Source organism: Allokutzneria albata (assembly GCF_900103775.1).
Taxonomy (GTDB): Bacteria; Actinomycetota; Actinomycetes; order Mycobacteriales; family Pseudonocardiaceae; genus Allokutzneria; species Allokutzneria albata.
In genome coordinates this window covers 7,092,303-7,116,584 of sequence record NZ_LT629701.1, presented here as the reverse complement: position 1 = coordinate 7,116,584, position 24,282 = coordinate 7,092,303, and the positions used below count along the sequence as shown (strand labels likewise).

Here is a 24,282-nt window from a genome sequence, read left to right as displayed (position 1 = left end):
GGACGCGGGGGTCAGGCGTCGGCGGAGAAGCGGACTCCGCCGTCGGGAAGGTGCACGCCGGGCCACACTCGCACGCCATCGCGCAGCTCGCAGTTCGCGCCGACGACGGCACCGTCGCCGATCACCGCGTCCCGGACGACCGCGCCGTCGCCGATGCGCGCGTGCGCGCCGATCACAGACCGCTCCACGACCGCGCCCGCCCCGATCACCGCGCCGTCGAAGACCACGGCACCGTCGACCTTCGCGTCCACCCCGAGCTGGCACCCCGCGCCGATCGTGGCTCCGCCGGTGACCGTGGCGCCTTCGCGCAGCACAGCACCGTCGAGCACGATCGCCTCACCGGCCGGCTTGGGCAGCGCAGCGGACGGCGCGATACCGCGAGCGAGGTCGGCCGAGCCCCGCACGAACGCCGCCGGAGTGCCCAGGTCGAGCCAGTAGGAGGCGTCCACGTGCCCCTGCACCCGTGCTCCAGAGGCGAGCAGGCCGGGGAAGGTCTCGCGCTCGACGGAGACCTCGCGGCCCGCGGGGATGGACTCCAGCACCGAGCGGCGGAAGACGTAGCAGCCCGCGTTGATCTGGTCGGTCGGCGGGTTGTCGGTCTTCTCCAGGAACGCGGTGACCCGGCCGTCCCCATCGGTGGGGACACACCCGAACCGGCGCGGATCTTCGACCTTTACCAGGTGCAGCGTCACGTCCGCGTCGGCCTCGCGGTGGGTGTCGAGCACCGCGCCCAGATCCACGCCGGACAGGATGTCCCCGTTGAAGATCATCGCGGTGTCGCCGCGCAGCCGGTCGGCCACGTTGCGGATGCCGCCGCCGGTGCCCAGCGGGACCTCCTCGACCACGTACTCCAGCTCCAGGCCCAGGTGGGAGCCGTCGCCGAAGTGCTCCTCGAAGACCTCCGCCTTGTAGGAGGTGCCCAGCACGACGTGGGTGATCCCGGCGGCGCGGATGCGGGAGAGCATGTGCGTGAGGAACGGCACACCGGCCGTCGGCAGCATCGGCTTGGGGGCGGAGAGCGTCAACGGCCGCAGCCGGGTGCCCTTTCCGCCGACGAGCAGGACGGCGTCAACGCTCATGCTTCTCGCTCCTTGGGTGGCTGACGGATGCCCGGCGAACGAATACTCTGGCAGACGCCGAGCACGATAGGTTGAGGCCCACCAGGACCCGGCGGTAGGAGAGGTCAGCGAAATGGACCCCCGCGAACGGGCCGAGGAGCTGCTGGCGCGCGCCAGGGCACGCGGCTCCTTCGTCGTCACGCCCGACGACGCCACCTCACCGATGGACGCTGCCAACACGGTGCAGATCCCGCGCATCGTGGTGGCGGCCAACGATCCACGCGGCTCCGACCCGGAGTCGACGATGGTGATGCCGCAGGGCGGACGGCCCCTCCGGCCCCAGCCCCCGCAGCAGCAGCGCACCGAGCAGTTCCAGCAGCCGCGCCAGCAGGGGCAGACGCAACGCATGCCGCAGAACCAGCCGACGCAGCAGCTCCAGCAGCAGCAACAACACCCTCAGCAGGTGCCGCCGCAGCAGCAGCACCCGAACCAGTACCCGCCGCAGCAGCTCCCCCCGCAGCAGCAGCGCACCGACCCCCACCCGCAGCAGAACTGGTCCTGACCCCGGTCAGCGGGCGCCGCGGACCTCCAGCTTCAGGCGGAGCGCGAGGCCTGCCCTGATCGCCAGCCGGACCGGGGCCCAGAGCGGGCCGGGGTGCCGGTCGGCGAGGTAGCGGTAGGCGCTGTCGTGGTGCGCGGCCAGCATCTTCGGCTTGACCTTCGCCGTGGACACCCCACCGATGTGGACGACCTCGGCGGAGGGCACGTACACGTTTTGCCAGCCCTTGCGGGCCAGCCGGTCACCGAGGTCGACGTCCTCGAAGAACATGAAGTAGCGCGGGTCGAACCCGGCGACGGAGTCGAACGCCTCGCGCCGCATCAGCAGGCACGAGCCGGACAGCCACCCGGCGGTGCGCTCGCGGACGGCCTTGTCCTCCTGGCGGTACTGCCGCGTCCACGGGTTGCCCGCCCAGATCTTGCCGAACAGGGCGTGCCCGATGCCGCGGCCCAGTTCCGGCAGCAACCGAGCCGACGGGTAGACCTCGCCGTTGGGCTCGCGGATCAGCGGGCCGAACGCGCCGCCCCTCGGCCACCGCTGCGCCGCCTTGAGCAGCTCGTCCAGTGAGCCGTCGCCCCACTCCAGGTCGGGGTTGGCCACCACGACCCACCCCACGGAGTCCGGCAGCGCCGCCACCCCGCGGTTCGCGCCACCGCCGTAGCCCAGGTTGCCGCCCGTGGGGAGGAACTCGACGTTGTCCCGCTCCGCGGCCGCCGCCTCCGGCACGCCGTCGGTGGACCCGTTGTCGGCGAGCACCACCCGCACATCGCGGCTGGTGGCCTTGACCAGCGTGTCCAGGAACCGGCCGAGGGTCTCCCCCGGCGAGTAGGTCACCGTGATCACGCCGAGCTCGTCGCCGTAGGACTTGGGTTCGCTGGTCACGGGGTCACATTCTGCACCTCCGCGCGAGCCCGCCCCCACCGCACTCCGGCCGCACCCGCTCGGGCGAGGGTGGCTTTCGCCCGCTCCGGGGGACCCCCCGATTCCATCGTCGCTCGATGCACCCACGGCCGCCAAGCCGTGCCCGTCCCCCGGGCGGACCTCCGCTCACCAACCTCGTCCGTCCACTGTGGACATTCATGCATTTGTTTCACTGGACGTAACCAATGCCACATTGGGTAGATCAACAAGGGGCGGCGGTGAGGGGACCTCGGCCAGTGTCGGGATTGGTGCGTTGAAGCACCTCAATGACTCATTCAGTGCGTTCAAGTACCTGAATGAGTCGTTCAGGATGAGAGGTCAGCGGCCGCGGCGGTGGAGGACGGCGGCGCGGGCGTAGGCCTCGCGGTGCTTGGCCGCGCTCGCCGCCCACGTGAACTCCTTGGCGCGGGCCTGGGCAGCGGCGGACAAGGCGGCGCGGCGCTCGGGGTCGTCGAAGAGGTCGGACAGGGCGGCGGCGATGTCACCGGCGCCGACGCCGCAGTAGGCGACCGCGTCCCCGCCGACCTCGGGCAGGCTCAGGCGACGCGTGGTCAGCACCGAAGCCCCGCAGGCCATGGCCTCCAGCATGGGCAGGCCGAAGCCCTCACCGAGGCTGGGGTAGCAGACGAGCTGGGCGCCGCCGAGGAAACCGGCGAGGTTGTCGAAGGGCAGGTAGCCGGAGCGGATCACCCGCAGCCGGTGCGGCACGGAGTCCAGCGCGCGCTCGACCTGGCTGTCCCACCCGGGCTGGCCCGCGAGCACGAGAGCGGGCGGGTCCGCTCTGCCGCGGCACGCCCTGGCGAAACCCCTGATCAGCGCGGGCACGTTCTTGCGCGGTTCGAGGGTGCCGAGGAACGCCACGTACTCGGAGTCGCGCAGCGACAGGTCGTCGCGGACCCGGCGCACCTCCTCCGGCGTGGGCGGGTGGAACCGGTCGTGCTCGACGCCGTGCGGGGCCACGTGCAGGATGCGCGGGTCGGCGCCCGCGACGCGGACCAGCTCGGACGCGGTGGCGCGGCTGGGCACCACGCAGACGGCGGCGCGGCGCAGCGAGGTCCTGGTCCAGGCGCGGAAGAAGCGGGCCTTCACCGAGGAGTGCAGCGTCACGTCGGTGAAGAAGGTGGCGTCGTGCAGCGTGACCACGGACGCGACGGGGTTGGCCAGCGGCGCCGTGTAGTGCGGGGAGTGGACCACCTGCACGTTGAGCTTGCGGACCAGGCCGGGCAGGGTCGCCTGCTCCCAGGTCAGCCGCGAGGTCCTGGTCGCGACCGTCTCGGTGGCGACGACGACCCGCGCGTTCGGGGCGAGCTCGCCGTACAGCTCGGCGTCCCGGGGCTGGCAGACCACGGTGATCCGGGAGCCGTCCGCGTCCAGGGCGGCGACGAGCGCGTCGACGTAGCGGCCGACCCCACCGCGGTCGGCAGGCACGGAAGTGGCGTCGATGAGCACGCGGGGATCAGGAAACACCACCCGGGCAGCCTAATCCCGAGCACGCCCGCGCAAGCGGGCATTAGGGGATTCGGATGCGGCGGTGACGGCGTGGAGGCGATCAACAACCTGATCAGGTGATCTTCGCGCTCGCCGCGGCGTAGCAGCGCTCATGCACCCGCCAAGCGAGCCGCGCGGCGTTTTCCCAGGTGTGGTCCCGTGCTCGCAGCCTGCCCGCGTCCACCATCGCCGCAGCGTGCTCGGCGTCGGTCAGCACGGTGCGGAGTGCGCGGGCCAGCGCGGTGGCGTCGTTCCTGGGGACGGAGATACCGGCACCCCCGGCTACCTCGACCAGCGCGGGCGCGTCGGAGTGGACGACCGGAACCCCGGCGGCCATGGCTTCGAGCACGGGAAGCCCGAACCCTTCGGCCTGGCTCGGCGCCACCAAGGCCGCCGCTCCGTGCAGCAGTACTCCGAGATCGACATCGGTCACCGCGCCGAGCTGCCGGACCCGCCCCGCGTCCAGCCCTGCCGCCCGCGCGAGCGCCGCCAGGTCGACCTTGCCCCAGCCCTGCGCGCCGACGACGAGCAGCGGCACATCCGGCACCACGTCCTCGGCGAGCGCCTTGATCAGCACGTCGAGCCCCTTGCGCGGCTCCACGGTGCCCACTGCCAGCAGGTATCGCCGCGGCACGGCCAAGCGCCGCACGACTGCCTCGCGAATCGACTCCGAAGGCTCGCGCAGGCTCGCCGGAACACCTTCACCGATCACCTCGACCCGGGTCGACCCCGGCGCGTGGAGGCTGAGGTCGGCGGCGACGGCGGCGGTCGGCACCACGACGGCGTCAGCCCGCTCCACGGCTCGCGTGATCATGCGCCGGTGCCAGCTCACCCCGCGCCTGGTCAGCGTCTCGGGATGAGTCCACGGAACGGTGTCGTGGACGGTGACGACGAGACTCCGCCCGCGCTTCGCCCGCGCAGGTGCCAAAGGTGTCGGTGCGTGCAGGGAGTCGCCGCCGGGCCATAACGGCAGCCCCCGTTCCCACGCGGCGGTCAGTGCCCGCCTGGGCAGGCTGAGCACCCTGGGGCCGTTCGCGCCGGGAATGATCGCGGCGCTCGGGTCGGCGTGCCGGGCGACGACGGTGCTGACCTCCCAGCCCGCGGGCGCGGTCGCGGCCAGCGCGCGCACCAGCTCCCTGGTGTACCGCGCGGTCCCGCCAGGCACGGGCGCAAGCACCTGCTCCGCCACCACAACCAACTCCGGCATACGGGTACTTTCCCAGGGTGGGCGGTGTGCGGAGCACAGTGGTCGTGGTGACGTGGCGTGGGCGCGAGCACATCGAGGCATGCCTGAACGCCCTCAAGGCCCAAGATCGTCCACACAGGACACTCGTGGTGGACAACGCGTCCGACGACGGGACAGCCGAACTGCTGCGCGACGTGGAAGTGTTGCGCCTCAACAAGAATCTCGGTTACGCGGGCGGAATCTCCGCCGCTGTCCGCCACGTCGGCACGGAGTTCGTGGCCTGGCTCAACGACGATGCCGCGCCGGAGCCGGGCTGGTTGGGCGCACTTGAAGACGCACTCGACGGCCATCCCGGCGCGGCCGCCGCCAGCTCGGTGCTGCTCACCCCGGCCGGCGCGGTGCAGTCGACCGGCGTGCGGCTGACCCACGACGGCCACGGGGCCGACATCGACCGGGAAAGCGAGCAGGTTTTCGGTTTCTGCGGCGGAGCGGTGCTGCTGCGGACCGACGTCCTCCGCGAGGTGGGCGGAGTTCCGGCGCACTTCTTCTGCTACTACGAGGACACCGACACCGCGTGGCGCCTCAGGCTCAACGGGCACGAGATCGTCCCAGCTCGGAGCGCGCGCGTGCGCCACCTCCACGGCGCGAGCACCGAGCCCGGCTCGTGGAACTTCCACCTCTGGAACGAGCGGAACCGCCTGCTCATGCTGCTGCGCTGCGCTCCGGCCGCGGTCGCGGCGCGCCAACTCGCGAAGTTCGCCGCGCTGACCGCCGTGCTGCCACTGCGCAGGTCACGGCCGGACGCGCTGAACTTCTCCGTCCGGCTGCGGCTGCGCGTGCTGGGCGAGGTGCTGATCAAGCTGCCGGGCTCGCGGCGCGCGGGAACCTCCGCACGGCGGCGCGCGGTCTGGGCCCGGTGGGCGGGTCAGACCTGGTAGCGCTCCACGCCGTAGTGCTCCGACAGCAACGCTTTGACCAGGCCGTTCGGGTCCTTCACCGGACCGGCCGGGTCGAGCGCCATGAGCAGCATCGGCTCGGCGGGCAGTCCGAGCGTCGTCGGCATCACGTAGTCGTGCACCGGCAGGACCTCGCCGCCGATGGACTCGTAGAAGGCCAGCGCGGTGCTGCGCGCGTCGTGCTGCGGCGAGCCGGGAGCCGCGCGTTCGGGCAGCTGCGCCTCCCACAGGAGCCTGCGCGGAGCGACGTTCACCGCCAGGTACTCGACCAGCTCGGTCCACATCCTGCGGCCGAGCCCCTCGCGCCTGCGGTCGGGCGTGATCGCGAAGTACCGGAGGAAAGACCAACCCGATCGGGGGAGCACGCGGACGGCCGCGAAGCCCACCGGAACCTCGCCCAGCATTCCCGCGACGGCGATCCGATCCGAGCCCTTCCCACCGTCGAGCTCGTCGATGGACAACCGCAGCCAGTCGGGATATGCCTGCTCAAAGATGTCCTGGACGACATCGAACTGGTCATCCGACAGCTTGTGCAGCGGCCGGATCCGAAGCTGGCCCATCACTGCCTCCCTACCTGGGTGCGCAGGTCACCATACGGTGAGCGCCAGATCACGTGACGTCGCACCCGACTCGCAACAGTGATCAACGCCGGATGGTGCACAGTTATGCCCTCGGACGCACGGCGGGGAAGGAGCCCGGAGCGTGGTGCAAACGCCCATGGTCTCGGTGGTGGTGGTCAACTACCGCGGGGTCGAGGACACCCTCACCTGCCTGCGCGCGCTGCGCACCGACTTGGATTACCCGGGCGACCGGCTGGAAATCATCTGCGTCGACAACGCCTCCGGCGACGGCTCCGCCGAGCGGCTGCGGGCCGAGCCGGGCGTGCGGGTGGTCGAGTCCCCGGCCAACCTCGGCTTCGCCGGGGGCTGCAACCTCGGTGTCGAGCACGCGAAGGGCCAGGTGCTGGCCTTCCTGAACAACGACGCCCGCCCGCACCGGAACTGGGCGCGGGCCGCGGTCGCGGCGCTGGAGGCGGACCGCACGATCGGCGCCGTCGCCGGCAAGGTGCTCGACTGGGACGGCAAGAAGATCGACTTCGTCGACGGCGGGCTGGCCTGGTACGGCGCCGGGTACAAGCTGCACGCCGGGCAGCCGGACGACGGCAGCCACGACAGCCCGAAGGACGTGCTCTTCGGCACCGGCTCCTCGCTGTTCGTCCGCGCCTCGGTCTTCCGCGAGCTGGGCGGCTTCGACGAGCGCTTCTTCATGTTCTACGAGGACGTCGACCTCGGCTGGCGGATGAACCTGCGCGGCTGGCGGGTCCGCTTCGAGCCGCGCTGCCTCGCCTACCACCGGCACCACGCCTCGATGTCCACTGTGGACAATTCGCGTGAGGCGTACCTGTTGGAGCGCAACGCTCTCGCGGCGCTGTACAAGAACGTCGAGGACGAGACGCTGGCCAAGGCGCTGCCCGCGGCGCTCGCGCTGACCGTGCGCAGGGCGACCGCGCGCGGCGGCGTCGACCCGGAGCAGCTGGAGATCACCCGCAAGCCCGACGGCCCCGACCTCACCGCCCCGGTCGAGGTCCCCAGGATCACCCTCGCCGGTGTGCTGGCGATCGACCGGTTCGTCGAGATGATGCCGTCGCTGAAGGCGTCGCGGGAGGTCGAGCAGGTCGCGCGGCGCCGCTCCGACCGGGATCTGCTCCCGTTGATGCGCAACGCGATGGAGCGCGCCTCGCCGGAGATCCCGTACCTGCTCGCGCACGACGCGCTGGTGGAGACCCTCGGGGTGGACCAGGTCTACGGCCGCCCGCGCAAGATCATGGTGATCACCGCCGACTCGATCTCGAGGAAGATGGCCGGTCCGGCGATCCGCGCGTGGAACATGGCCGAGGTGCTCGGCCGCGAGCACGAGGTCCGCCTGGTCACGCTGAACAAGCACTGCCAGCCGCCGGAAGCGCCGTTCCCGGTGCGCTACATCCCCGCGGCGAAGATGCACGAGCAGACGCCGTGGGCGGACGTGATCGTGTTGCAGGGCCACGTGCTGGAGATGCTGCCGTGGCTGAAGACCTCCGACCAGATCCTGGTCTGCGACGTCTACGACCCGATGCACCTCGAACAGCTGGAGCAGGGCAAGGACCTCGACGCGGGCCGGCGCGCGCACGTGGTCGACGTCGTGACCACGGTGCTGAGCAACCAGCTGGAGCGCGGCGACTTCTTCCTCTGCGCCTCGGAGCGGCAGCGGCACCTGTGGCTGGGCCACCTCGGCGCGATCGGCAGGCTCACGCCGCTGCTCTACGACGCCGATCCGACCGTGCGCTCGCTGCTGGCGGTCTCCCCGTTCGGCCTGTCCGCCAAGCCCGCCGAGCGCACCGGCCCCGGTCTGCGCGCGAACGTCGACGGCATCGGCGAAAGCGACAAGGTCGTGCTGTGGGCCGGTGGCGTCTACTCCTGGTTCGACCCGCTGACCCTCGTGCACGCGGTGGACCGGTTGCGGCACAAGCGCGACGACGTGAAGCTCTGCTTCCTCGGGATGCGCCACCCGAACCCCGACGTTCCCGAGATGGACATGGCAACCCAGACCCGGCGGCTCGCGGAGCGGCTGGACATCGTGGGGCGCCACGTGTTCTTCAACGAGGGCTGGGTGCCCTACGACGAGCGGCAGAACTGGCTGCTGGACGCGAACTGCGGCGTCACGACGCACTACGAGCACGTGGAGACCACCTTCGCGTTCCGCACCAGGACGCTGGACTACCTGTGGGCGGGCCTGCCGATCATCACCACGGACGGTGACGCGTTCGCGGACATGGTGCGCACGGAGGGACTCGGCCTGGTCGTGCCCGCCGAGGACCCGCAGGCGCTGGCCGACGCGCTGGAGAAGGTGCTCTACGACGCGGAGTTCGCCAAGCGCTGCTCGGACAACATCGCCGTGGTGCGCGAGCGGTTCACCTGGGAGCAGGTGCTGGCGCCGCTGGTGGAGTTCTGCCGCAACCCCCTGCCCGCCGCCGACCGCAGGACGGGCGCCCCGGCCCCGGCGGTGCTGCCGGTCGGGGTGGCCCAGCGCGTGCGCAGGGATGTCGGCCTGGTGAAGGAATACCTTGAAGCCGGTGGAGCCGCCGAGGTCGCCAAGCGCGCCTCCGGCCGCCTCCGCCGACTGGTGCGTGAGAGATTGCGGGGCCGTTGATGGCTGAGTTGCGGGTCCTGCTGGACGGCAACCCGTTGCTGGGTGACCGGACGGGCGTCGGCCGCTACACCTCGGCGCTGGCCGAGGAGCTGGCGTCGATGGCCGAGATCCAGGTCCGCGCGGTGGCGTTCACCACCCGTGGCTGGCGTCAGCTGCGCACCGTGGTGCCGCACGGCGTGAAGGCCCGTGGCCTGCCGGTGCCCGCGCGGGCGCTGCGGGCGTGCTGGCTGCGCTCCTCGCTGCCGCCTGTGGAGCTGTTCGCCGGGCCGACCGACGTCGTGCACGGCACCAACTTCGTGCTGCCGCCCTCACTGCGGGCAGGTGGCGTGCTGACCATCCACGACCTGGCGTTCCTCGACGCCGCGGACGAACTGTCCCAGGTGGAGAGCGATCTGCCGGAGCTCGTCCGCGTTTCGGCCAAGCGCGCCGCGGTGATCCTCACGCCGACACAGGCCGTGGCGGACGTGGTGCAGGAGCGGCTGCGGGTGCCGTCAGACAAGATCGTCGTGACCCCGCTCGGCGTGGACCCGGCGTGGTTCGTGGCGCAGGCGCCGAGCCTGCCCCTGCGCAGGCGGCTCAGGCTGCCGGAGAGCTACGTGCTGTACGTGGGCGCGGAGAACCCCCGCAAGGGACTGCCGAACCTGCTGAAGGCGCACGGGGCCAGCGCCGCGCTGCCGCCGCTCGTGCTCGCCGGGCCCGGTGCCGCGCGGGTGGACGGCGACGTGATCCGCACCGGCTACCTCTCCGAGCTGGACCTGCGCCGCGTGGTGGCGGGTGCCGCCGCGCTGGTGCTGCCGTCGCGGGACGAGGGCTTCGGCCTGCCCGTGCTGGAGGCGCTGGCGTGCGGGGTGCCCGTGGTCTGCTCCGACGTGCCGTCACTGCGCGAGGTGGCCGGAGGCCAGGCGCTGCACGTCCCCGTCGGCGACGTGGAGGCGCTGACCGACGCGTTGGAGACGGTGGTGAAGTCCTCCGCCGACGCCGCCACGCTCGCGGCCCGCAGGACCAGGGCGGCGGAGTTCACCTGGCGGCGCTGCGCGGAACTGACCGTCGACGCCTACCACCGCGCCGCCTCCTGACGCCAGTTCTCACGTACCCAGGTGTCCACAGTGGACGTTGTGGTGGAGTGCGACGGATTCCGCCCAGCCGTCGTGGCGGCTTGGCGCTTCGCACAACACCGCGCCATGCTTGAAATCGGGGGGACCCCCGGAGCGGGCGAAAGCCACCCTCGCCCGCGTCGTGCGCGCTAGCGGTGCGGGCGCAGGAGGAGGCAGCCGGTGGGGTGCACGGTGGCGGCGTGCTCCGGCAGCACGAGAGTGGTGGAGTCCATCTCCATGATGATCGCCGGGCCGGCGATCACGTTGCCCGCCAACAGCTTCGCCCGGTCGTAGATGCGCGCGTCCACGGGGCGCCCGCCGTACCAGATCTCGGTGTGCGCGATCAGCGCCGTCACCGGGACGGCCTCGCCGGGCGGCAGCGCGGTCCCGGCGAAGCTGAGGCTCGGCCCCTGGGCGACGAGGTCGACGCGCACCAGCTCCGCCGAGGGCGGGTGGCCCAACGAGGCGAGCGGATCGGGCGCGGCCAGCACCGCGTCGGTGAGCTCGACGCGGACCTCGCGACCGGCTTCCCGGATCACGGCCTCGCGGCGCAGGGTCTGCTCCGCGCAGGCCACGCCGAGCGACTCCAGCCGGTGGCACACCACCTTCTCCAGATCGTCCACCAACGCCCTGAACTCACTGTTATCGATTTCATCGAGGGTCCGGCGAATGACCGCGGTGTCCTCGTCGCGCAGGCCCGCGGTGGCGTCGCCGTGCGCGCACAGCACGCCGGGCGCGGGCGGGACGATCACCGGCCAGCTGCCGGTCAGCACGCCGATCGCGTTGGCGTGCAACGGTCCCGCGCCTCCGTAGGCCAGCAGCGCGAAGTCCTTCGGCTCGGCGCCCTGGCGCACGCTGACCAGGCGCAGCGCCGCGGCCATGTTCTCGTTGACCGTCTCGATGACCTGCTCGGCGGCCTCGAAGGACCGCCGGATGCCCAGCTCGTGCGCGAGCCCCTTCAACGCCCTGCGGGCCGCCGTGCGGTCGAGCATGATCTCGCCGCCCGCCAGCTTGCCCGGGAGGTAGCCGAGCAGCACGTTCGCGTCGGTGACGGTGGGCTCGTCGCCGCCGAGGCCGTAGGCGACCGGGCCGGGGCACGCGCCCGCCGACTCCGGCCCGACCACCAGGTCGCCGTTGTCGTCGACGAACGCGATCGACCCGCCGCCCGCGCCGACGCTGCGGACGTCCACGCTGCTGGTGCGGACCTCCAGCCTGCCGACGATCGCCTGCTTCGCCAGCCGCGGCCTGCCGTCGCGGACCAGGGTGATGTCGGTGGAGGTGCCGCCCATGTCGAAGGTCAGGAAGTCGCGCAGGCCCAGCTGTTCGGCGAACCAGCTCGCCCCGGCCACCCCGCCGACCGGCCCGGACAGCAGCAGGCCGAGCGGCTGGTCGGCCGCGCGGTCGGGCATGGTCTGCACGCCGTCGCCGCGCAGGATCGACAGCGGCGCGGTGATCCCCGCGCTCGCCAGCACCTCGCCGAGGTCGGCGAGGTAGCGGGAGACCTTGGGCCGCACGTAGCTGTCGGCGACCGCGGCGAGGGCGCGCTCGTACTCCCGCGGTTCGGCGATCACCGTGGCGGACAGGGAGATCGGCACACCGGGCAGCTCCTCGGCGGCGATCTCGGCGAGCAGCCGCTCGTGCACGTCGTTGGCGTAGGAGTTGAGCAGCGAGATCGTCAGCGCCTCGATGCCGGACCCGCGCAGGCCGCGCAGCGCCTCCCGCGCCCCCGGCACGTCCAGCGGTTGCACGATCCGGCCCTCGGCGTCGACCCGCTCGGCCACCTCGATGGTGTTCTCCATGCGCGCCAGCGGTTCTGGCTTCGGCCACTGCACCCAGCCGGCCAGCGGGCCCGGCAGGTAGGAGCGGGCGATCTGCAGCATCCTGCGGAAGCCGTGCGTGGTCACCAGGCCCACCCGGGCGCCCTTGCCCTGCAGGATCAGGTTGGTGGCCAGGGTGGTGCCGTGCACGACCTGGCTGACCTCGTCCGGGCCCACCCCGGCCTGCTCGCAGACCAGGGCGATGCCCCTGCGCACGCCCAGCCCGGCGTTGTCGGGGGTGGAGGGTGTCTTGACGCGGAACGTGCGGCCGGTGACCTGGTCGACCAGCAGCACGTCGGTGAAGGTGCCACCGACGTCGACGCCGAGGCGGTACCCCATGACGTGTCTACTCCTCATCCCTCGACCGGCCGGCGAGCACCCGCCGCGCGGCCAGCACATGAGAACGCATCACGGACTCCGCCCATGCCGGATCCCTCGCTCGGAACGCGTGCACCAGTTCGCTGTGGTGGGCCACACTGCGCTGGAGGTCCTCATGGGTGTATCGGTGAAAGGTCTGCAGCACAAGGGGCAGCTGGATCACCGCGTTGAGCATGGTGACCAGCCGGGTGCTGGAGGCGGCGCGCCGGATGATGCCGTGGAACTCGGCGTTGCACGCGGCGATCCGCTCGACGTCGCCGGAGTGCACCGCGCGGGTCATCTCCTCGCGCAGCTCGTCCATCCGGTGCAGCTCGCCGTCGGAGATCCGCGACGCGGCCCTGGCCGCCGCGAAGGACTCCAGCAGGATGCGCAGCTCGTAGATCTCGTCGAGGTCCTCCCGTGACCAGCTGGCCACCCGGGCGCCGCGGTGCGGGAGCACCTCGACCAGGCCCTCCACCTCGAGCCTGCGCAGGGCCTCCCGGATCGGGGTACGGCTGATCCCCAGCGCCTCGGCCAGCTCGACCTCGCCGAGCCGTTCGCCGGGCGGGTAGCTGCCGTCCAGGATCGCCGTGCGGACGACCTCGTAGGCCTTCTCGGCCGCCAGAGCCACTTCAGTCACCACCGTCGGTCGACGCGGTCGGTCCCCAGCCTACCGATCTTTTGTATGCAAATTAGAGTCCAATTCGGCTTGACACAACTGTCCGCTGAAATCAATCCTGCAACCAGCCACGAAGTTGTATACAAGGGCGGGTCGATGCACAGCGTGGAGTTGATCGAGGTCGGGCCCAGGGACGGCCTGCAGAACGAGTCGCGCCTGCTCTCCACGGTCGACAAGATCGAGCTCATCGAGTGCTGCGTGGCCGCCGGGCTCCGGCGGATCGAGGCGGTCAGCTTCGCCCGCCCCGAGAAGGTCCCCCAGCTGGCCGACGCCGAGGACGTGATGGCCTCGGTGCCAAGGGTCCCGGGTGTTTCCTACGCCGGACTGGTGCTCAACCGCAAGGGGCTCTACCGCGCGCTGGCCGCGGGCGTCGACGAGGTGAACGTCGTCGTGGCCACCACCGAGGAGTTCAGCAGGCGCAACCTGGGCGTCGGCGTCGAGGACGCGCTGAAGAGCTGGACGGAGATAGCGGCCGAGGCGGCGAGCACCGGCGTCCGGACCACGGTCACGCTCGCGGCGGCCTTCGGCTGTCCGTTCAGCGGGGACGTGGCGGTCGAGGAGGTCATCGGCATCGCCCGCCGGATCGCCGAGGCCCGCCCCGACGAGATCTCCCTCGCCGACACGATCGGCGTCGGCACCCCCGACCAGGTGCGCAGGCTCGCCAACGGGGTGCGCGCGGTGGCTCCGGGCGTGCCGTTGCGCGGGCACTTCCACAACACGCGCAACACCGGCTACGCCAACGCTCTTGCCGCGCTGGACTGCGGTGTGGCGACCCTGGACGTCACGGTCGGCGGTATCGGCGGTTGCCCGTACACGCCGTCGCCGCAGGGCAACGTGGCCACCGAGGACGTGCTCTACGCGCTGGACCGGATGGGCGTGCGCACCGGGGTCGACGTCAACGCCGTGCTGGACATCTCCGCGTGGCTCTCCGAACGCCTGGGCCGCGAGGTCCCCGCCCTCCTCGGGCGCGCGGGCACGTTCCCGCCCACCACCTGACCTGTCAGCCGTTGCGGGCGAACAGGCCTCGGACGAGGGAGAGCAGTCCGCCCAGGACCGCGGCGCCGCAGAACAGGATCACGCCGCCGACGATCGCGTAGATCATCGTCGCGGTCCACTCGCCCGCACGGTCGCCGCCGTCGCGCTGGTAGGACTCCGGCGCGGGCAGCCACTGGTACGGCGGAGTGTTCACGCGGACCACGCGCACGGCCTGCCCCACGTCCTTCGCGGTCAGCTCGGAGCCGTCGAACTCGCGGGTCTCGCGCGTGCCGTTCTCCCACGACACCTCGGCGGTGCAGCGCGCGTACGTTCCGAAGCCGTTCGAGCTGACCGGCCCCACGTCAACACAGGACTGCGCGACGGCGGTGCCGCGCAGATCACCCGGCCCCGGGTTGGGGAGGCGGTTGGCGGTGAGGGCGGTGTTCGCCAGCAGATACCCCAACGCGCCCACCGCCACGACCATCAGCAACGTGCCGGTCAGCTTGGTCCAGCCCGCCTTGCGCCGCTTCGGCTTCTCCGCCGCCTCGGCCTGCTTGCCCCACTTCGCCATCCGCGCGCTCCCCGCTGTCGCCGTAGGTAGGTGATCAGGATCGCAGCGCTTCCCCGCACTCCGCGAACGCAGCGGCCAGTGCTTCACGCCACGGGCGTAGTGGGCGCAGCCCGGCGTCCTGCCACGCGCGCGGCGACAGCACCGAGTACGCGGGGCGTGGCGCCGGGCGGGGGAAATCAGCCGTAGTGCAGGCGGAAACCCGGTTCGGGTCCGCGCCGAGTTCTTCAAAGACAGCGCGGGCGAGGCCGCACCACGTGGTCTCACTGCCGCCTGCGGCGTGCAGAACGCGCTGTCGCGGCCCATCGGCTCGCGCGGCCAACTCCAGGAGCCCGCGGGCGAGATCGGCCGACCACGTCGGACAGCCCACCTGGTCACCGACCACGGAGAGCTTGTCGCGCTGGCTTTCCAACTTCACCATCGTCTTCACGAAGTTGCTGCCGACCGCGCCGTAGACCCACGAGGTGCGCACGACCCACGCCTCGGCTCCGGAGTCGAGCACAGCGCGCTCCCCCGCGAGCTTCGTGCGCCCGTAGGCGCTGCGTGGGCCCGTGGCGTCATCCGGCTCGTAGGGGCTCGTGGCGTCCCCTGGGAACACGTAGTCCGTGGAGACGTGCAGCAGCCGCACTCGCTGCTCCGCGCACGCGACCGCGAGGTTGCGGGGGCCGTCCCCGTTCACTTCGAGCGCGCGAGCCTCATCGGTCTCCGCCGCGTCGACCGCCGTGTACGCAGCCGTGTTGATCACAACCGGCCGCAGGCCCGCGTCGCGCGCCGTGGCGGCCAGCGAGCTGACCGCGTCGGCCACCGCCTCGGCGTCGGTGACGTCCAGTTCGGCTGAGCCGGGCGCGTGCACGAACCCGGCCCCCGCGGCCTCGGCGTGCGCGGTGACGTCCGCGCCGAGCTGGCCGCGTCCGCCGGGAACGAGAAGAGCGAAGTCGGTCACAGCGCCACCCTAGAGCGTGTTTCCCAGGTCCGTGTTCGCGATAGCCGGGCGAGACCTGGGAAACGCTCAGAGGGCAGCGCGCGCTTTCAAGGGCTCCCACCAGGAGCGGTTGTCCCGGTACCAGGCGACCACGTCGGCGAGGCCCTGCTCGAAGGGCACCTGGGGGGTGTAGCCCAGCTCCTTGGTGATCTTGGTGATGTCCACCGAGTAGCGGCGGTCGTGGCCGAGGCGGTCCGCGACGGGCTCCACCATCGACCAGTCCCTGCCGGTCGCGGCGACCAGCTTCTCGGTCAGCTCGCGGTTGGTCAGCTCGGTGCCGCCGCCGATGTTGTAGATCTCACCGGCCCGGCCGCCCTCGGCGACCAGCTGGATGCCCCGGCAGTGGTCGTCGACGTGCAGCCAGTCGCGGACGTTGAGGCCGTCGCCGTAGAGCGGCACCTTGTGCCCGTCGAGCAGGTTGGTGACGAACAGCGGGATGACCTTCTCCGGGAAGTGGTACGGCCCGTAGTTGTTCGAGCAGCGCGTGATGCACACCGGCAGGCCGTGCGTGCGGAAGTAGGACCGGGCCAGCAGGTCCGAGGACGCCTTCGACGCGGAGTACGGGGAGTTCGGCTCCAGGATGTGCTCCTCGGTCCACGAGCCGGACTCGATCGAGCCGTAGACCTCGTCGGTGGACACGTGGACGAACTTCGACACGCCCGCCTCGAGCGCGGCCTGGAGCAGGGTCTGCGTGCCCAGCACGTTGGTCAGCACGAAGTCCGCCGCGCCGTGGATGGAGCGGTCCACGTGCGACTCTGCGGCGAAGTGCACCACGGTCGACACCCCGGACATGACTTCGCTCACCAGAGCCGCGTCGCAGATGTCGCCCTTGACGAACCGGTACCGGGGGTTGCCCGCGACCGGGTCGAGGTTGGCCTCGTTGCCCGCGTAGGTGAGCTTGTCCAGCACCACCACCTCGGCCTCGGCGTAGGCCGGATAAGCGCCGGTCAGCACCTTGCGCACGTAGTTCGACCCGATGAACCCGGCGCCACCGGTGACCAGTACGCGCATCGTCTCCACTCTCCAGTCCCCCTCGGCTGTCCCCGCTGCGGGCAGTCTGCCACGGGCCTGAGCAGCGCCGGGGCGTGCCGAAGCAACCCGAAAGAAGGGCGGTACGTCCTCCAAAGACCGGGGAGTCGCCCGGCCAGGCGACGGAGCGCCGTTAGCCTGGGAGGTCGTACCGGCATGACCAAGTGGCGGGGAGGAGTGAACGTGGACGACCGGCCGATGCGGCCAGGGGGCAACCCCCGGCGCGGGGTCCCGCGCAGCCAGTCAGGGCGACCCGTGCCCGGCCAGCAGGGACGGTCCCAACCGCCCGGATCTGGTGGCGGTCGCGGACGGGCCGTTCCCCCGCCCGGTGACCGGGTCCCGCCGAGCGAGCAGCCCCGTCGCCAGAACCCCCGCCAGGGTCAGGCCGCCGGTCGCTCCCGCGACGCCCGCGTCGTGCCGCAGGGACCACCTCCGGAGCGAAACCGGACCGCGCGCGTGCGCTCGGAGTCACCGCGCGACGAGCGGACCACCAAGCGCCCCGCCCCCGCCGCAGCGCCGCCGAGCCGCCGGATCCACCCCGGCAAGACGGTCGCGGCGCTCGTCTCGGTGATCGTGCTGTGCGTCACCGGCTATGCGTGGGGCACGCTCAACGACTTCACCACCGACGACGTGACCGAGGCCCAGAAGGGCCCGAAGCCGCTGGACGGCGCGCTCGACATCCTGATGGTGGGCCTGGACAGCAGGACCGACGCACAAGGCAACGAGCTGCCCCCGGAGGTGCTGCGCGAGCTGCACGCGGGCGGCAGCAACAGCGGCGGCGACACCACCGACTCGATGATCCTGATGCACATCCCGGTGGACGGGAAGCCGGTCGGCATCTCGCTGCCGCGCGACTCCTACGTGGAGATCGCCGGTGGCTTCGGCAAACACAAGATCAACGCGGCGTACTCGTTCAACAAGGTCGCCGCGGCCAAGAAGCTGCGCGCGGCGGGCAAGAGCAAAGCCGAGGTCGAGCAGGAGTCCACGCGGCTCGGCCGCAAGGGCATGATCGACACGGTCGGCGCGCTGACCGGGGTCACCATCGACCACTACGCCGAGGTGAACCTGGCCAGCTTCTACGAGATCACCAAGGCGATCGGCGGTGTCGAGGTCTGCCTCAAGGCCGCGACCAAGGACAACATGTCCGGGGCGAACTTCCCCAAGGGCGTGCAGACCATCCAGGGCGCGCAGGCGCTGGCCTTCGTCCGGCAGCGGCACGGCCTGCCCAGCGACCTGGACCGGATCGTGCGCCAGCAGACCTTCCTCAAGGCGATGGCCAAGAAGATCACCTCCGCGGGCACCCTCACCGATCCCGGCAAGCTGACCGGGCTGGTCAACGCGGTGAAGAAGTCCGTGGTGGTGGACAAGTACATGGACCTGCTGCAGTTCGCCCAGCAGATGCAACCGGTGATGAGCGGCGGGGTGGAGTTCAAGACCATCCCGATCGAGGGCGACATCAAGACCGACGACGGTCTCGCGCTGAAGGTGAACCCGAAGGAAGTCAAGGACTTCGTCGCCAACCAGACCAAGGAGCAGCCGCCCGCGTCCTCGACGCCGCCCCCGGCCGGTGGCGGCGACACCAAGTCGATCACCGTCGAGGTGCGCAACGCCACCGGGGCCTCCGGACTGGCCAACGACGTGCTGGACGCCTTGGTGGCCAAGGGCTTCGGCAAGGGCAACGTCGACAACGCCGTCGCGCGGGCGAAGACCGTGGTGCGCTACTCCAAGGGACAGCAGGACTTCGGCAAGAAGGTCGTCGACGCCATCGGCGGCAACGCCGTCCTGGAGGAGGACAAGGATCGGATGGTCCCGCCCGGCACCGTGCGGCTGTTCATCGGCAAGGACTACTCGGGTCCTGGCAAGAAGAACACCGTGGCCGGAGACCGGATGCTGGAGCTGGGCGGGATCCGTCCGGCGGCGCCGAACCAGAGCGCGACCCCGGAGACGACGCCCGACGGCATCCCCTGCATCAACTAAAGCGCACGAACGAGTGGACTAAGAACTGCCCTGACCTGCGTGGAGCTGGCTAGCCTTGAGGTAGCGGCCCCCGCGGGCACTCGGTCCAGCCGGAACGGCCGCGATCCCTTGCCCCACTTCCGCTAGGAGGAGCACGTGCCGGACCGGCCGCGCCCGAAGGACCACGACGAGGGGTCCGAGCAGGCCGAGAAGTTCGTTCCGCTCGACCCCGCCGAACAGCCGGAGCCAGCGGAAGCCCGGCGCGGCAAGGGGAAGCGGATCGCGGTGAACTCGGTCCGCGTCCTCGCCGCGCTGCTGTCGGCGATCGCGCTCGCGGTGAGCGGGGTGAGCTGGGCCACCCTGGAACGCTTGCAGGACAACGTCAGCACCACCGACGTGGTGAACCAGCTCGGCAGCCAGCCCGGCGCGCCGCCCGCGCGCGACGGGGCCACCGACATCCTGCTGGTCGGCAGCGACAGCCGCACCGACGCGCAGGGCAACGAGCTGCCCGCCAGCGTGCTGCGGCAGCTGCGCACGGAGGCCAACGCCAGTCTGAACACCGACACGGTGATCGTGTTGCGCATCCCCGACAACGGCGGCAAGGCCACCGCGATCTCCATTCCCCGCGACACCTACGTGAAGGTGCCCGGCTTCGAGGATGCCAAGATCAACGCCGCGTACGTGCTCGGCAAGAACCGGCGCCTCGGCGAGCTGGACGCGCAGCGCGTCACCGACCGCCTCCGCCGGGAACGCGAGTCCGACCAGGCGGGCAGGCTTGCGCTCGGCCGCGCGGTGCAGGAGCTGACGGGGCTGCGCGTGGACCACTACGCGGAGGTCAACCTCTACGGCTTCTACCTGCTGACCGAGGCTCTCGGCGGTGTCGAGGTGTGCCTGCGCCAGTCCACAAGCGACCCGGACTCCGGCGCGAACTTCCGCCGGGGCAGGCAGTCCATCTCCGGCGGGGACGCGCTGGCGTTCGTGCGGCAGCGCTCCGGCCTGCCCCGCGGCGACATCGACCGCGTTGTCCGGCAGCAGGTGTTCATGGCGGCCGTGGTGAACAAGATGCTCTCCAGCGGCACGCTGACCGATCCCGCCAAGCTGTCCGCGCTCTTCGACGCCGCGCGCAAGTCGCTGGTCTTCGACGAGGGCTGGGAGCCGCTGACCCTGGCCAGGCAGTTCCAGGGCCTCGCGGCGGGCAACTTCGAGTTCCGCACCATCCCGGTGGTCAACATCAACGCCCGCAACGATCGCGGCCAGAGCATCGTGGCCGTGGACGTGAACGCGGTCCGGGCCTGGGTCACCGGCCTCGTCGGCGCTACCCCACCGAAGATGGCCGGGCGCGCGCCGCTCAGACTGGACGGGGCGGCGCAGCCCAACACAAGCGAGGAACCGATCACCGCGGGCGGGATCCCCTGCGTGTACTGACACCGTTTACCCGGCACCGAGAATGGAGACATCTAGCTGATGAACGTCACCGAAGCCCTGTTCGCCCCGCTCATGGCTGACTCGGCGCGGCCGCTGGTGAGCCATTACGACGACGCGGACGGCACGCGCATCGAGCTGTCCAGGGCAACGGTGGCGAACTGGGCGGCGAAGACGGCGAACTGGCTGCGTGACGAGGTCGCCATGGAGCCGGGAGCGCGCGTGCTGGTGGCGCTGCCCGCGCACTGGCAGACCGTCGGCGTGCTGCTCGGTGCGTGGTGGGCGGGCGCTTCGGTGGTGACCGACCCCGAGGCGGGCGACTTCGAGGTCGCCTTCGTGCCGCAGGGGTTCGAGGTGGAGGCGGAGACCGTCGCGGCGGTGGCGCTGGACCCGCTCGGCCGCGGCATCCGCAACCCCGAGCCCGGCACCGTGGACTACATCGGCGAGATCCGGGTGCACGGGGACTTCTTCCGGTCCTACGCGGTCGTTCCCGGGGAGCAGCCCGCGCTGAACGAGGTGACCGTGGAAGAGCTGATCGCGCTGGCCCGCTCGCGCGCCGCGGAACAGGGCATCGGCGACGGCGACCGCGTGCTGTCCGATGGGGACTGGCACTCTCCGAAGTCCATTGTGGACGGATTGGTCGCGGTGATCGCGGCGGGTGCGGCACTGGTGCAGTGCACCAACCCCGACCCGGCCAAGCTCGCCGACCGCCGCCGCACCGAGCGGATCACCGTCGACCTCACGGCGGCCTGAAACGCTTGTGCCGGGCGGGAAATCCCCGCCCGGCACGATGTCGTCAGACCGAGACCGGCTGCCCCTTGCGGGCGGCGAGCACCGCGTCGACGGAGTACCTGCCCCCGCCGCCGAAGCCCAGCGCCAGCGCGGCGAGCGCGAGCGTCATCACGAACTCGTAGCCGCCCGTCTGCGCGAAGAAGCCGTTCTTGAAGTGGACGAAGACGCCCGCGCCGATCATCACCACGGTGAGCAGCACCGCCACGACCGGCAGCAGCGCGCCGACGATCAACGCGGCCCCGCCCACGGTTTCCACCGTGGCGGCGAAGTAGGCGGACAGCGTCGGCATCGGGATCCCCATCTTGCCGAAGCCCGCGGCCGTGCCGTCGAGGTTGCCGAACTTGGAGACTCCGTGCGCGATGAACACGATGCCGATACCGATCCTGGCGATCAGCAGCACCACGTCACGCAGGGCGTGCACGAGCTTTCCCACTGTGGTTCCTTCCGTTGTTCCTCGCCTCGGAACGGTACAAATTTGAACTAAAGCGCCAGTAAAGATGATCAAGCGCTCAATCAAATCCTCGAATAACCGGAGGCAGAACCCGTTCGCCGGCAAGCGATCCACGCCTGCCCGGTTGAACGCACGGACACAAGAACGGGGCTCCCGGTCACGAAGACCAGGAGCCCCGAACCACATGAGGTCGTGTCACTTCAGCAGCGCGCGGGACATGACCACGCGCTGGATCTGGTTGGTGCCCTCGTAGATCTGGGTGATCTTGGCGTCGCGCATCATCCGCTCCACCGGGAAGTCACGCGTGTAGCCCGCGCCGCCGAAGAGCTGGACGGCGTCGGTGGTGACCTCCATGGCCACGTCGGAGGCGTAGCACTTGGCGGCGGCGGTGATGAAGCCGAGGTTGGGCTCGCCGCGCTCCGCCTTCGCCGCGGCGACGTAGACCATGTGCCGAGCGGCCTCGATCTTCATCGCCATGTCGGCGAGCATGAACTGCACGCCCTGGAAGTCGGCGATGGACTTGCCGAACTGCTTGCGGTCCTTGACGTAGGCGATCGCCGCGTCGAGCGCGCCCTGCGCGATGCCGACGGCCTGCGCGCCGATCGTCGGGCGGGTGTGGTCCAGCGTGCGCAGCGCGGTCTTGAGGCCGGTGCCGGGTTCGCCGATGATCCGGTCCGCCGGGATGGCGCAGTCGGAGAAGTAGATCTCGCGGGTCGGCGAGCCCTTGATGCCGAGCTTGCGCTCCTTCGGGCCGACCTCGAAGCCCGGGTCGTCCTTGTGCACCACGAACGCCGAGATGCCGTTGGACTTCTTCTCCGCGTTGGGGTCGGTGACCGCCATCACGGTGTACCAGTCGGAGATGCCCGCGTTGGTGATCCAGCACTTGGTGCCGTTGAGCACCCAGTTGTCGCCGTCGAGCCGCGCGCGGGTGCGCATCGACGCGGTGTCCGAGCCCGCCTCGCGCTCCGACAGCGCGTAGGAGGCCATGGACTCGCCGCTGGCGATGGACGGCATCACCTTCTGCTTCAGCTCCTCGGAGCCGGAGAGCAGGATCGGCATGGTGCCGAGCTTGTTGACCGCCGGGATCAGCGAGGAGGAGCCGCAGACGCGGGCGATCTCCTCGATGACGATGCAGGTCGCCACCGAGTCGGCACCCTCACCGCCGTAGGACTCCGGCACGTGCACGGCGGCGAAGCCCGCCTTGACCAGCGCGTCACGCGCCTCGCTGGGGAACCGCTCCTGCTCGTCGACCTCGGCGGCGTGCGGGGCGATCTCCTTCTCTGCCAACGCGCGCACCGCATCGCGGAGGGCGTCGTGCTCCTCGGCCAGTTGGTAGGTGCCGAAGCTCGGGTCCACGTTTGTTACCTCCGAGTAGCCGTTCCTGCCCTGGATGCTAGCCGCCCGCGCCAGTCCCCTCGCAGGGGCAAGCTGTGCGCCGATCGTTGCAAACAGATTTGCAAGACCCTTGTTTCCTGCACTCAGAGTTGTAGCCTCGTCCCATGCTCAGCTACCAGAGCGCGCCGGTCCGCACGGGCCTGCCGCAGTCGGCGACACTCGCCGCGAACGAACGCATCCGCGCCATCCAGGCCACCGGCGAGTCGGTGGTGCACCTCGCGTTCGGCGAGGCGGGGCTGCCGGTGCTTCCCGAGGTCGCCGCCGCGCTCTCCGCCGCCGCCACCGAGAACTCCTACGGCCCCACCGCGGGCACCGAGGCCGTGCGCGCCGCGGCCGCCGGCTACCTCAGCCGCAGGGGCGTGCCGACCGAACCGGACCAGATCATCGCCGGGCCCGGCAGCAAGCCGCTGCTGTACGCGCTGCTCACGGTGCTGCCGGGGGACATCGTGCTGCCGCGGCCGAGCTGGGTCAGCTACGCCGCGCAGGCCGCGCTCGCGGGCAAGGAGGTCATCTGGGTCGACGTCCCGGAGCACACCGGCGGCGTGCCCGATCCGGAGGCGCTGGAGAACGCGCTGCTGGAGGCGCGGTGGAAGGGCCAGCGGCCCGGCGTCCTGGTGGTCACCTCGCCGGACAACCCGACCGGCACCACGCCGGACGCGGAGCTGGTGCGCCAGGTGTGCGCGGTCGCCGAGCGCTACGGGCTGGTGGTGATCTCCGACGAGATCTACCGCGACCTGGCGCACGACCCGGACGCGCTGCTGAGCCCGGCGACGGTGTTCCCGGAGCGCACGATCGTCACCACCGGGCTGAGCAAGGCCACCGCGCTGGGCGGCTGGCGGCTGGGCTTCTGCCGGATTCCGGCGACCAGGGAGGGCGCGCAGCTGCGGGAGCGGCTGGTCGGCGTGGCCAGCGAGGTGTGGTCGAACCCGGCGATGCCGGTGCAGACCGCGGCCGGGTACCTGCTCGACGAGCCGACCGAGGTGCGCGAGTACGTCCGGATGGGCCGTGACCTGCACCGCAGGGTGGTCACCGAGGCGCACCGGCTGCTCGTCGCCGCGGGCGCCTCGTGCCGGTCCCCCGGCGGCGGCTTCTACCTCTACCCGGACCTGGAGCCCGCGAGGCGGCGGGTCCGCCTGCGCTCCGGGATGGACCTGGCGGAGGTGCTGCTGACGAAGTACCGGGTCGGTGTGCTCTGCGGTGAGGCCTTCGGCGATGATCCGAGGGCACTGCGCTTCCGGATGGCGACGAGCCTGCTCTACGGGGCCAACGACGTGCAGCGGTGGGAAGCCCTGCACAGCGCCGATCCGGTGGCGCTGCCCTGGATCGCCGACGCGCTCAACCGCCTCGCCGAAGCCGTCGACGACCTCACCGGAGGGAGCACTGGGTGATCTTCAGCTTGAGGCGGCGAGCC

21 protein-coding genes are annotated in these 24,282 nt (G+C 71.2%); 9 read left to right on the top strand and 12 right to left on the bottom strand.

Translation table 11 applies throughout. The features are described from left to right. Positions 1 to 11: 11 nt before the first annotated feature. The gene (manB, locus tag BLT28_RS32620; protein WP_030426830.1) at positions 12 to 1,079 is read right to left on the bottom strand and encodes a mannose-1-phosphate guanylyltransferase; all 1,068 of its coding nucleotides are present in this window, start codon (positions 1,077 to 1,079) and stop codon (positions 12 to 14) included. 112 nt (positions 1,080 to 1,191) lie between these two features. Here manB and BLT28_RS40575 point away from each other — a divergent pair, with 112 nt between their 5' ends. After that, positions 1,192 to 1,620: a hypothetical protein gene (locus BLT28_RS40575; RefSeq protein ID WP_052406762.1), complete on the top strand. Its 429-nt coding sequence runs from the start codon at positions 1,192 to 1,194 to the stop codon at positions 1,618 to 1,620. 6 nt (positions 1,621 to 1,626) lie between these two features. Here the strand turns inward: BLT28_RS40575 and BLT28_RS32605 are convergent, their stop codons facing one another. From BLT28_RS32605 to BLT28_RS32595, 3 genes are all read right to left on the bottom strand, one after another. Continuing rightward, positions 1,627 to 2,499, bottom strand: coding sequence for a glycosyltransferase family 2 protein (locus tag BLT28_RS32605; RefSeq protein ID WP_030426832.1), 873 nt, complete (start codon positions 2,497 to 2,499; stop codon positions 1,627 to 1,629). A gap of 357 nt (positions 2,500 to 2,856) precedes the next feature. After that, positions 2,857 to 3,987 (bottom strand): glycosyltransferase family 4 protein, encoded by a 1,131-nt coding sequence (locus BLT28_RS32600; protein WP_030426833.1) that lies wholly within the window; start codon positions 3,985 to 3,987, stop codon positions 2,857 to 2,859. 112 nt (positions 3,988 to 4,099) lie between these two features. Continuing rightward, positions 4,100 to 5,233, bottom strand: coding sequence for a glycosyltransferase family 4 protein (locus BLT28_RS32595; RefSeq protein ID WP_030426834.1), 1,134 nt, complete (start codon positions 5,231 to 5,233; stop codon positions 4,100 to 4,102). Positions 5,234 to 5,259: 26 nt separating this feature from the next. Here BLT28_RS32595 and BLT28_RS32590 point away from each other — a divergent pair, with 26 nt between their 5' ends. Next, positions 5,260 to 6,150, top strand: a complete 891-nt coding sequence (locus BLT28_RS32590; RefSeq protein WP_231950502.1) for a glycosyltransferase family 2 protein — start codon at positions 5,260 to 5,262, stop codon at positions 6,148 to 6,150. On the opposite strand, the gene BLT28_RS32585 is transcribed toward BLT28_RS32590, so the two are convergent. After that, a complete protein-coding gene (locus BLT28_RS32585) occupies positions 6,138 to 6,728 on the bottom strand; it encodes a GNAT family N-acetyltransferase (RefSeq protein WP_030426836.1) in 591 nt (196 codons plus the stop codon). The two genes, BLT28_RS32590 and BLT28_RS32585, sit on opposite strands and share 13 nt — an antisense overlap. Before the next feature lie 157 nt (positions 6,729 to 6,885). Between BLT28_RS32585 and BLT28_RS32580 the strand changes: the two genes are divergently transcribed. Both BLT28_RS32580 and BLT28_RS32575 read left to right on the top strand, forming a co-directional pair. After that, positions 6,886 to 9,354, top strand: coding sequence for a glycosyltransferase (locus BLT28_RS32580; RefSeq protein ID WP_030426837.1), 2,469 nt, complete (start codon positions 6,886 to 6,888; stop codon positions 9,352 to 9,354). Then, entirely contained in the window at positions 9,354 to 10,430 is a 1,077-nt protein-coding gene (locus BLT28_RS32575) for a glycosyltransferase family 4 protein (protein WP_030426838.1), read from the top strand. Before BLT28_RS32580 ends, BLT28_RS32575 begins: the two co-directional genes overlap by 1 nt. A 167-nt stretch (positions 10,431 to 10,597) precedes the next feature. On the opposite strand, the gene BLT28_RS32570 is transcribed toward BLT28_RS32575, so the two are convergent. Further along, on the bottom strand, positions 10,598 to 12,604 hold the full coding sequence (locus BLT28_RS32570; protein WP_030426839.1) for a hydantoinase/oxoprolinase family protein: 2,007 nt from the start codon (positions 12,602 to 12,604) through the stop codon (positions 10,598 to 10,600). A 7-nt stretch (positions 12,605 to 12,611) separates the two neighbouring features. Further along, entirely contained in the window at positions 12,612 to 13,253 is a 642-nt protein-coding gene (locus BLT28_RS32565; RefSeq protein ID WP_030426840.1) for a GntR family transcriptional regulator, read from the bottom strand. Positions 13,254 to 13,397: 144 nt separating this feature from the next. On the opposite strand from BLT28_RS32565, the gene BLT28_RS32560 reads away from it, so the two are divergent. Next, positions 13,398 to 14,297 (top strand): hydroxymethylglutaryl-CoA lyase, encoded by a 900-nt coding sequence (locus BLT28_RS32560; RefSeq protein WP_030426841.1) that lies wholly within the window; start codon positions 13,398 to 13,400, stop codon positions 14,295 to 14,297. Between the two features lie 4 nt (positions 14,298 to 14,301). Here the strand turns inward: BLT28_RS32560 and BLT28_RS32555 are convergent, their stop codons facing one another. The 3 genes from BLT28_RS32555 to rfbB all read right to left on the bottom strand — a co-directional run bounded on the left by BLT28_RS32555 (position 14,302) and on the right by rfbB (position 16,837). Next, entirely contained in the window at positions 14,302 to 14,847 is a 546-nt protein-coding gene (locus tag BLT28_RS32555) for a DUF6346 domain-containing protein (protein ID WP_030426842.1), read from the bottom strand. Between the two features lie 34 nt (positions 14,848 to 14,881). Further along, positions 14,882 to 15,787: a dTDP-4-dehydrorhamnose reductase gene (rfbD, locus tag BLT28_RS32550; RefSeq protein WP_030426843.1), complete on the bottom strand. Its 906-nt coding sequence runs from the start codon at positions 15,785 to 15,787 to the stop codon at positions 14,882 to 14,884. Positions 15,788 to 15,853: 66 nt separating this feature from the next. Continuing rightward, positions 15,854 to 16,837 carry a dTDP-glucose 4,6-dehydratase gene (gene rfbB / locus BLT28_RS32545; protein WP_030426844.1) on the bottom strand — a complete coding sequence of 328 codons (984 nt, stop codon included), beginning with the start codon at positions 16,835 to 16,837 and terminating at the stop codon, positions 15,854 to 15,856. A gap of 474 nt (positions 16,838 to 17,311) precedes the next feature. On the opposite strand from rfbB, the gene BLT28_RS32540 reads away from it, so the two are divergent. The 3 genes from BLT28_RS32540 (at position 17,312) to BLT28_RS32530 (ending at position 20,986) form a co-directional block, all read left to right on the top strand. Next, on the top strand, positions 17,312 to 18,832 hold the full coding sequence (locus BLT28_RS32540) for an LCP family protein (RefSeq protein ID WP_052406764.1): 1,521 nt from the start codon (positions 17,312 to 17,314) through the stop codon (positions 18,830 to 18,832). A gap of 135 nt (positions 18,833 to 18,967) precedes the next feature. Next, positions 18,968 to 20,236: an LCP family protein gene (locus BLT28_RS32535; protein ID WP_231950501.1), complete on the top strand. Its 1,269-nt coding sequence runs from the start codon at positions 18,968 to 18,970 to the stop codon at positions 20,234 to 20,236. 39 nt (positions 20,237 to 20,275) lie between these two features. Next, positions 20,276 to 20,986 carry a TIGR03089 family protein gene (locus BLT28_RS32530; protein WP_030426847.1) on the top strand — a complete coding sequence of 237 codons (711 nt, stop codon included), beginning with the start codon at positions 20,276 to 20,278 and terminating at the stop codon, positions 20,984 to 20,986. 43 nt (positions 20,987 to 21,029) lie between these two features. Here the strand turns inward: BLT28_RS32530 and BLT28_RS32525 are convergent, their stop codons facing one another. Together BLT28_RS32525 and BLT28_RS32520 are read right to left on the bottom strand one after the other, a co-directional pair. Further along, on the bottom strand, positions 21,030 to 21,458 hold the full coding sequence (locus tag BLT28_RS32525) for a DoxX family protein (protein WP_030426848.1): 429 nt from the start codon (positions 21,456 to 21,458) through the stop codon (positions 21,030 to 21,032). A 213-nt stretch (positions 21,459 to 21,671) separates the two neighbouring features. Further along, positions 21,672 to 22,832, bottom strand: coding sequence for an acyl-CoA dehydrogenase (locus BLT28_RS32520; RefSeq protein WP_030426849.1), 1,161 nt, complete (start codon positions 22,830 to 22,832; stop codon positions 21,672 to 21,674). Between the two features lie 143 nt (positions 22,833 to 22,975). Between BLT28_RS32520 and BLT28_RS32515 the strand changes: the two genes are divergently transcribed. Then, the gene (locus BLT28_RS32515) at positions 22,976 to 24,259 is read left to right on the top strand and encodes a pyridoxal phosphate-dependent aminotransferase (protein ID WP_052406765.1); all 1,284 of its coding nucleotides are present in this window, start codon (positions 22,976 to 22,978) and stop codon (positions 24,257 to 24,259) included. Positions 24,260 to 24,282 lie beyond the last annotated feature (23 nt).

Coding starts and splice junctions, on each gene's coding strand:
- manB (WP_030426830.1), bottom strand. CDS start 1,079: ATGAGCGTTGACGCCGTCCTGCTCGTCGGCGGAAAGGGCACCCGGCTG.
- BLT28_RS40575 (WP_052406762.1), top strand. CDS start 1,192: ATGGACCCCCGCGAACGGGCCGAGGAGCTGCTGGCGCGCGCCAGGGCA.
- BLT28_RS32595 (WP_030426834.1), bottom strand. CDS start 5,233: ATGCCGGAGTTGGTTGTGGTGGCGGAGCAGGTGCTTGCGCCCGTGCCT.
- BLT28_RS32585 (WP_030426836.1), bottom strand. CDS start 6,728: ATGGGCCAGCTTCGGATCCGGCCGCTGCACAAGCTGTCGGATGACCAG.
- BLT28_RS32580 (WP_030426837.1), top strand. CDS start 6,886: ATGGTCTCGGTGGTGGTGGTCAACTACCGCGGGGTCGAGGACACCCTC.
- BLT28_RS32575 (WP_030426838.1), top strand. CDS start 9,354: ATGGCTGAGTTGCGGGTCCTGCTGGACGGCAACCCGTTGCTGGGTGAC.
- BLT28_RS32570 (WP_030426839.1), bottom strand. CDS start 12,604: ATGGGGTACCGCCTCGGCGTCGACGTCGGTGGCACCTTCACCGACGTG.
- BLT28_RS32560 (WP_030426841.1), top strand. CDS start 13,398: ATGCACAGCGTGGAGTTGATCGAGGTCGGGCCCAGGGACGGCCTGCAG.
- BLT28_RS32555 (WP_030426842.1), bottom strand. CDS start 14,847: ATGGCGAAGTGGGGCAAGCAGGCCGAGGCGGCGGAGAAGCCGAAGCGG.
- rfbB (WP_030426844.1), bottom strand. CDS start 16,837: ATGCGCGTACTGGTCACCGGTGGCGCCGGGTTCATCGGGTCGAACTAC.
- BLT28_RS32530 (WP_030426847.1), top strand. CDS start 20,276: ATGAACGTCACCGAAGCCCTGTTCGCCCCGCTCATGGCTGACTCGGCG.
- BLT28_RS32515 (WP_052406765.1), top strand. CDS start 22,976: ATGCTCAGCTACCAGAGCGCGCCGGTCCGCACGGGCCTGCCGCAGTCG.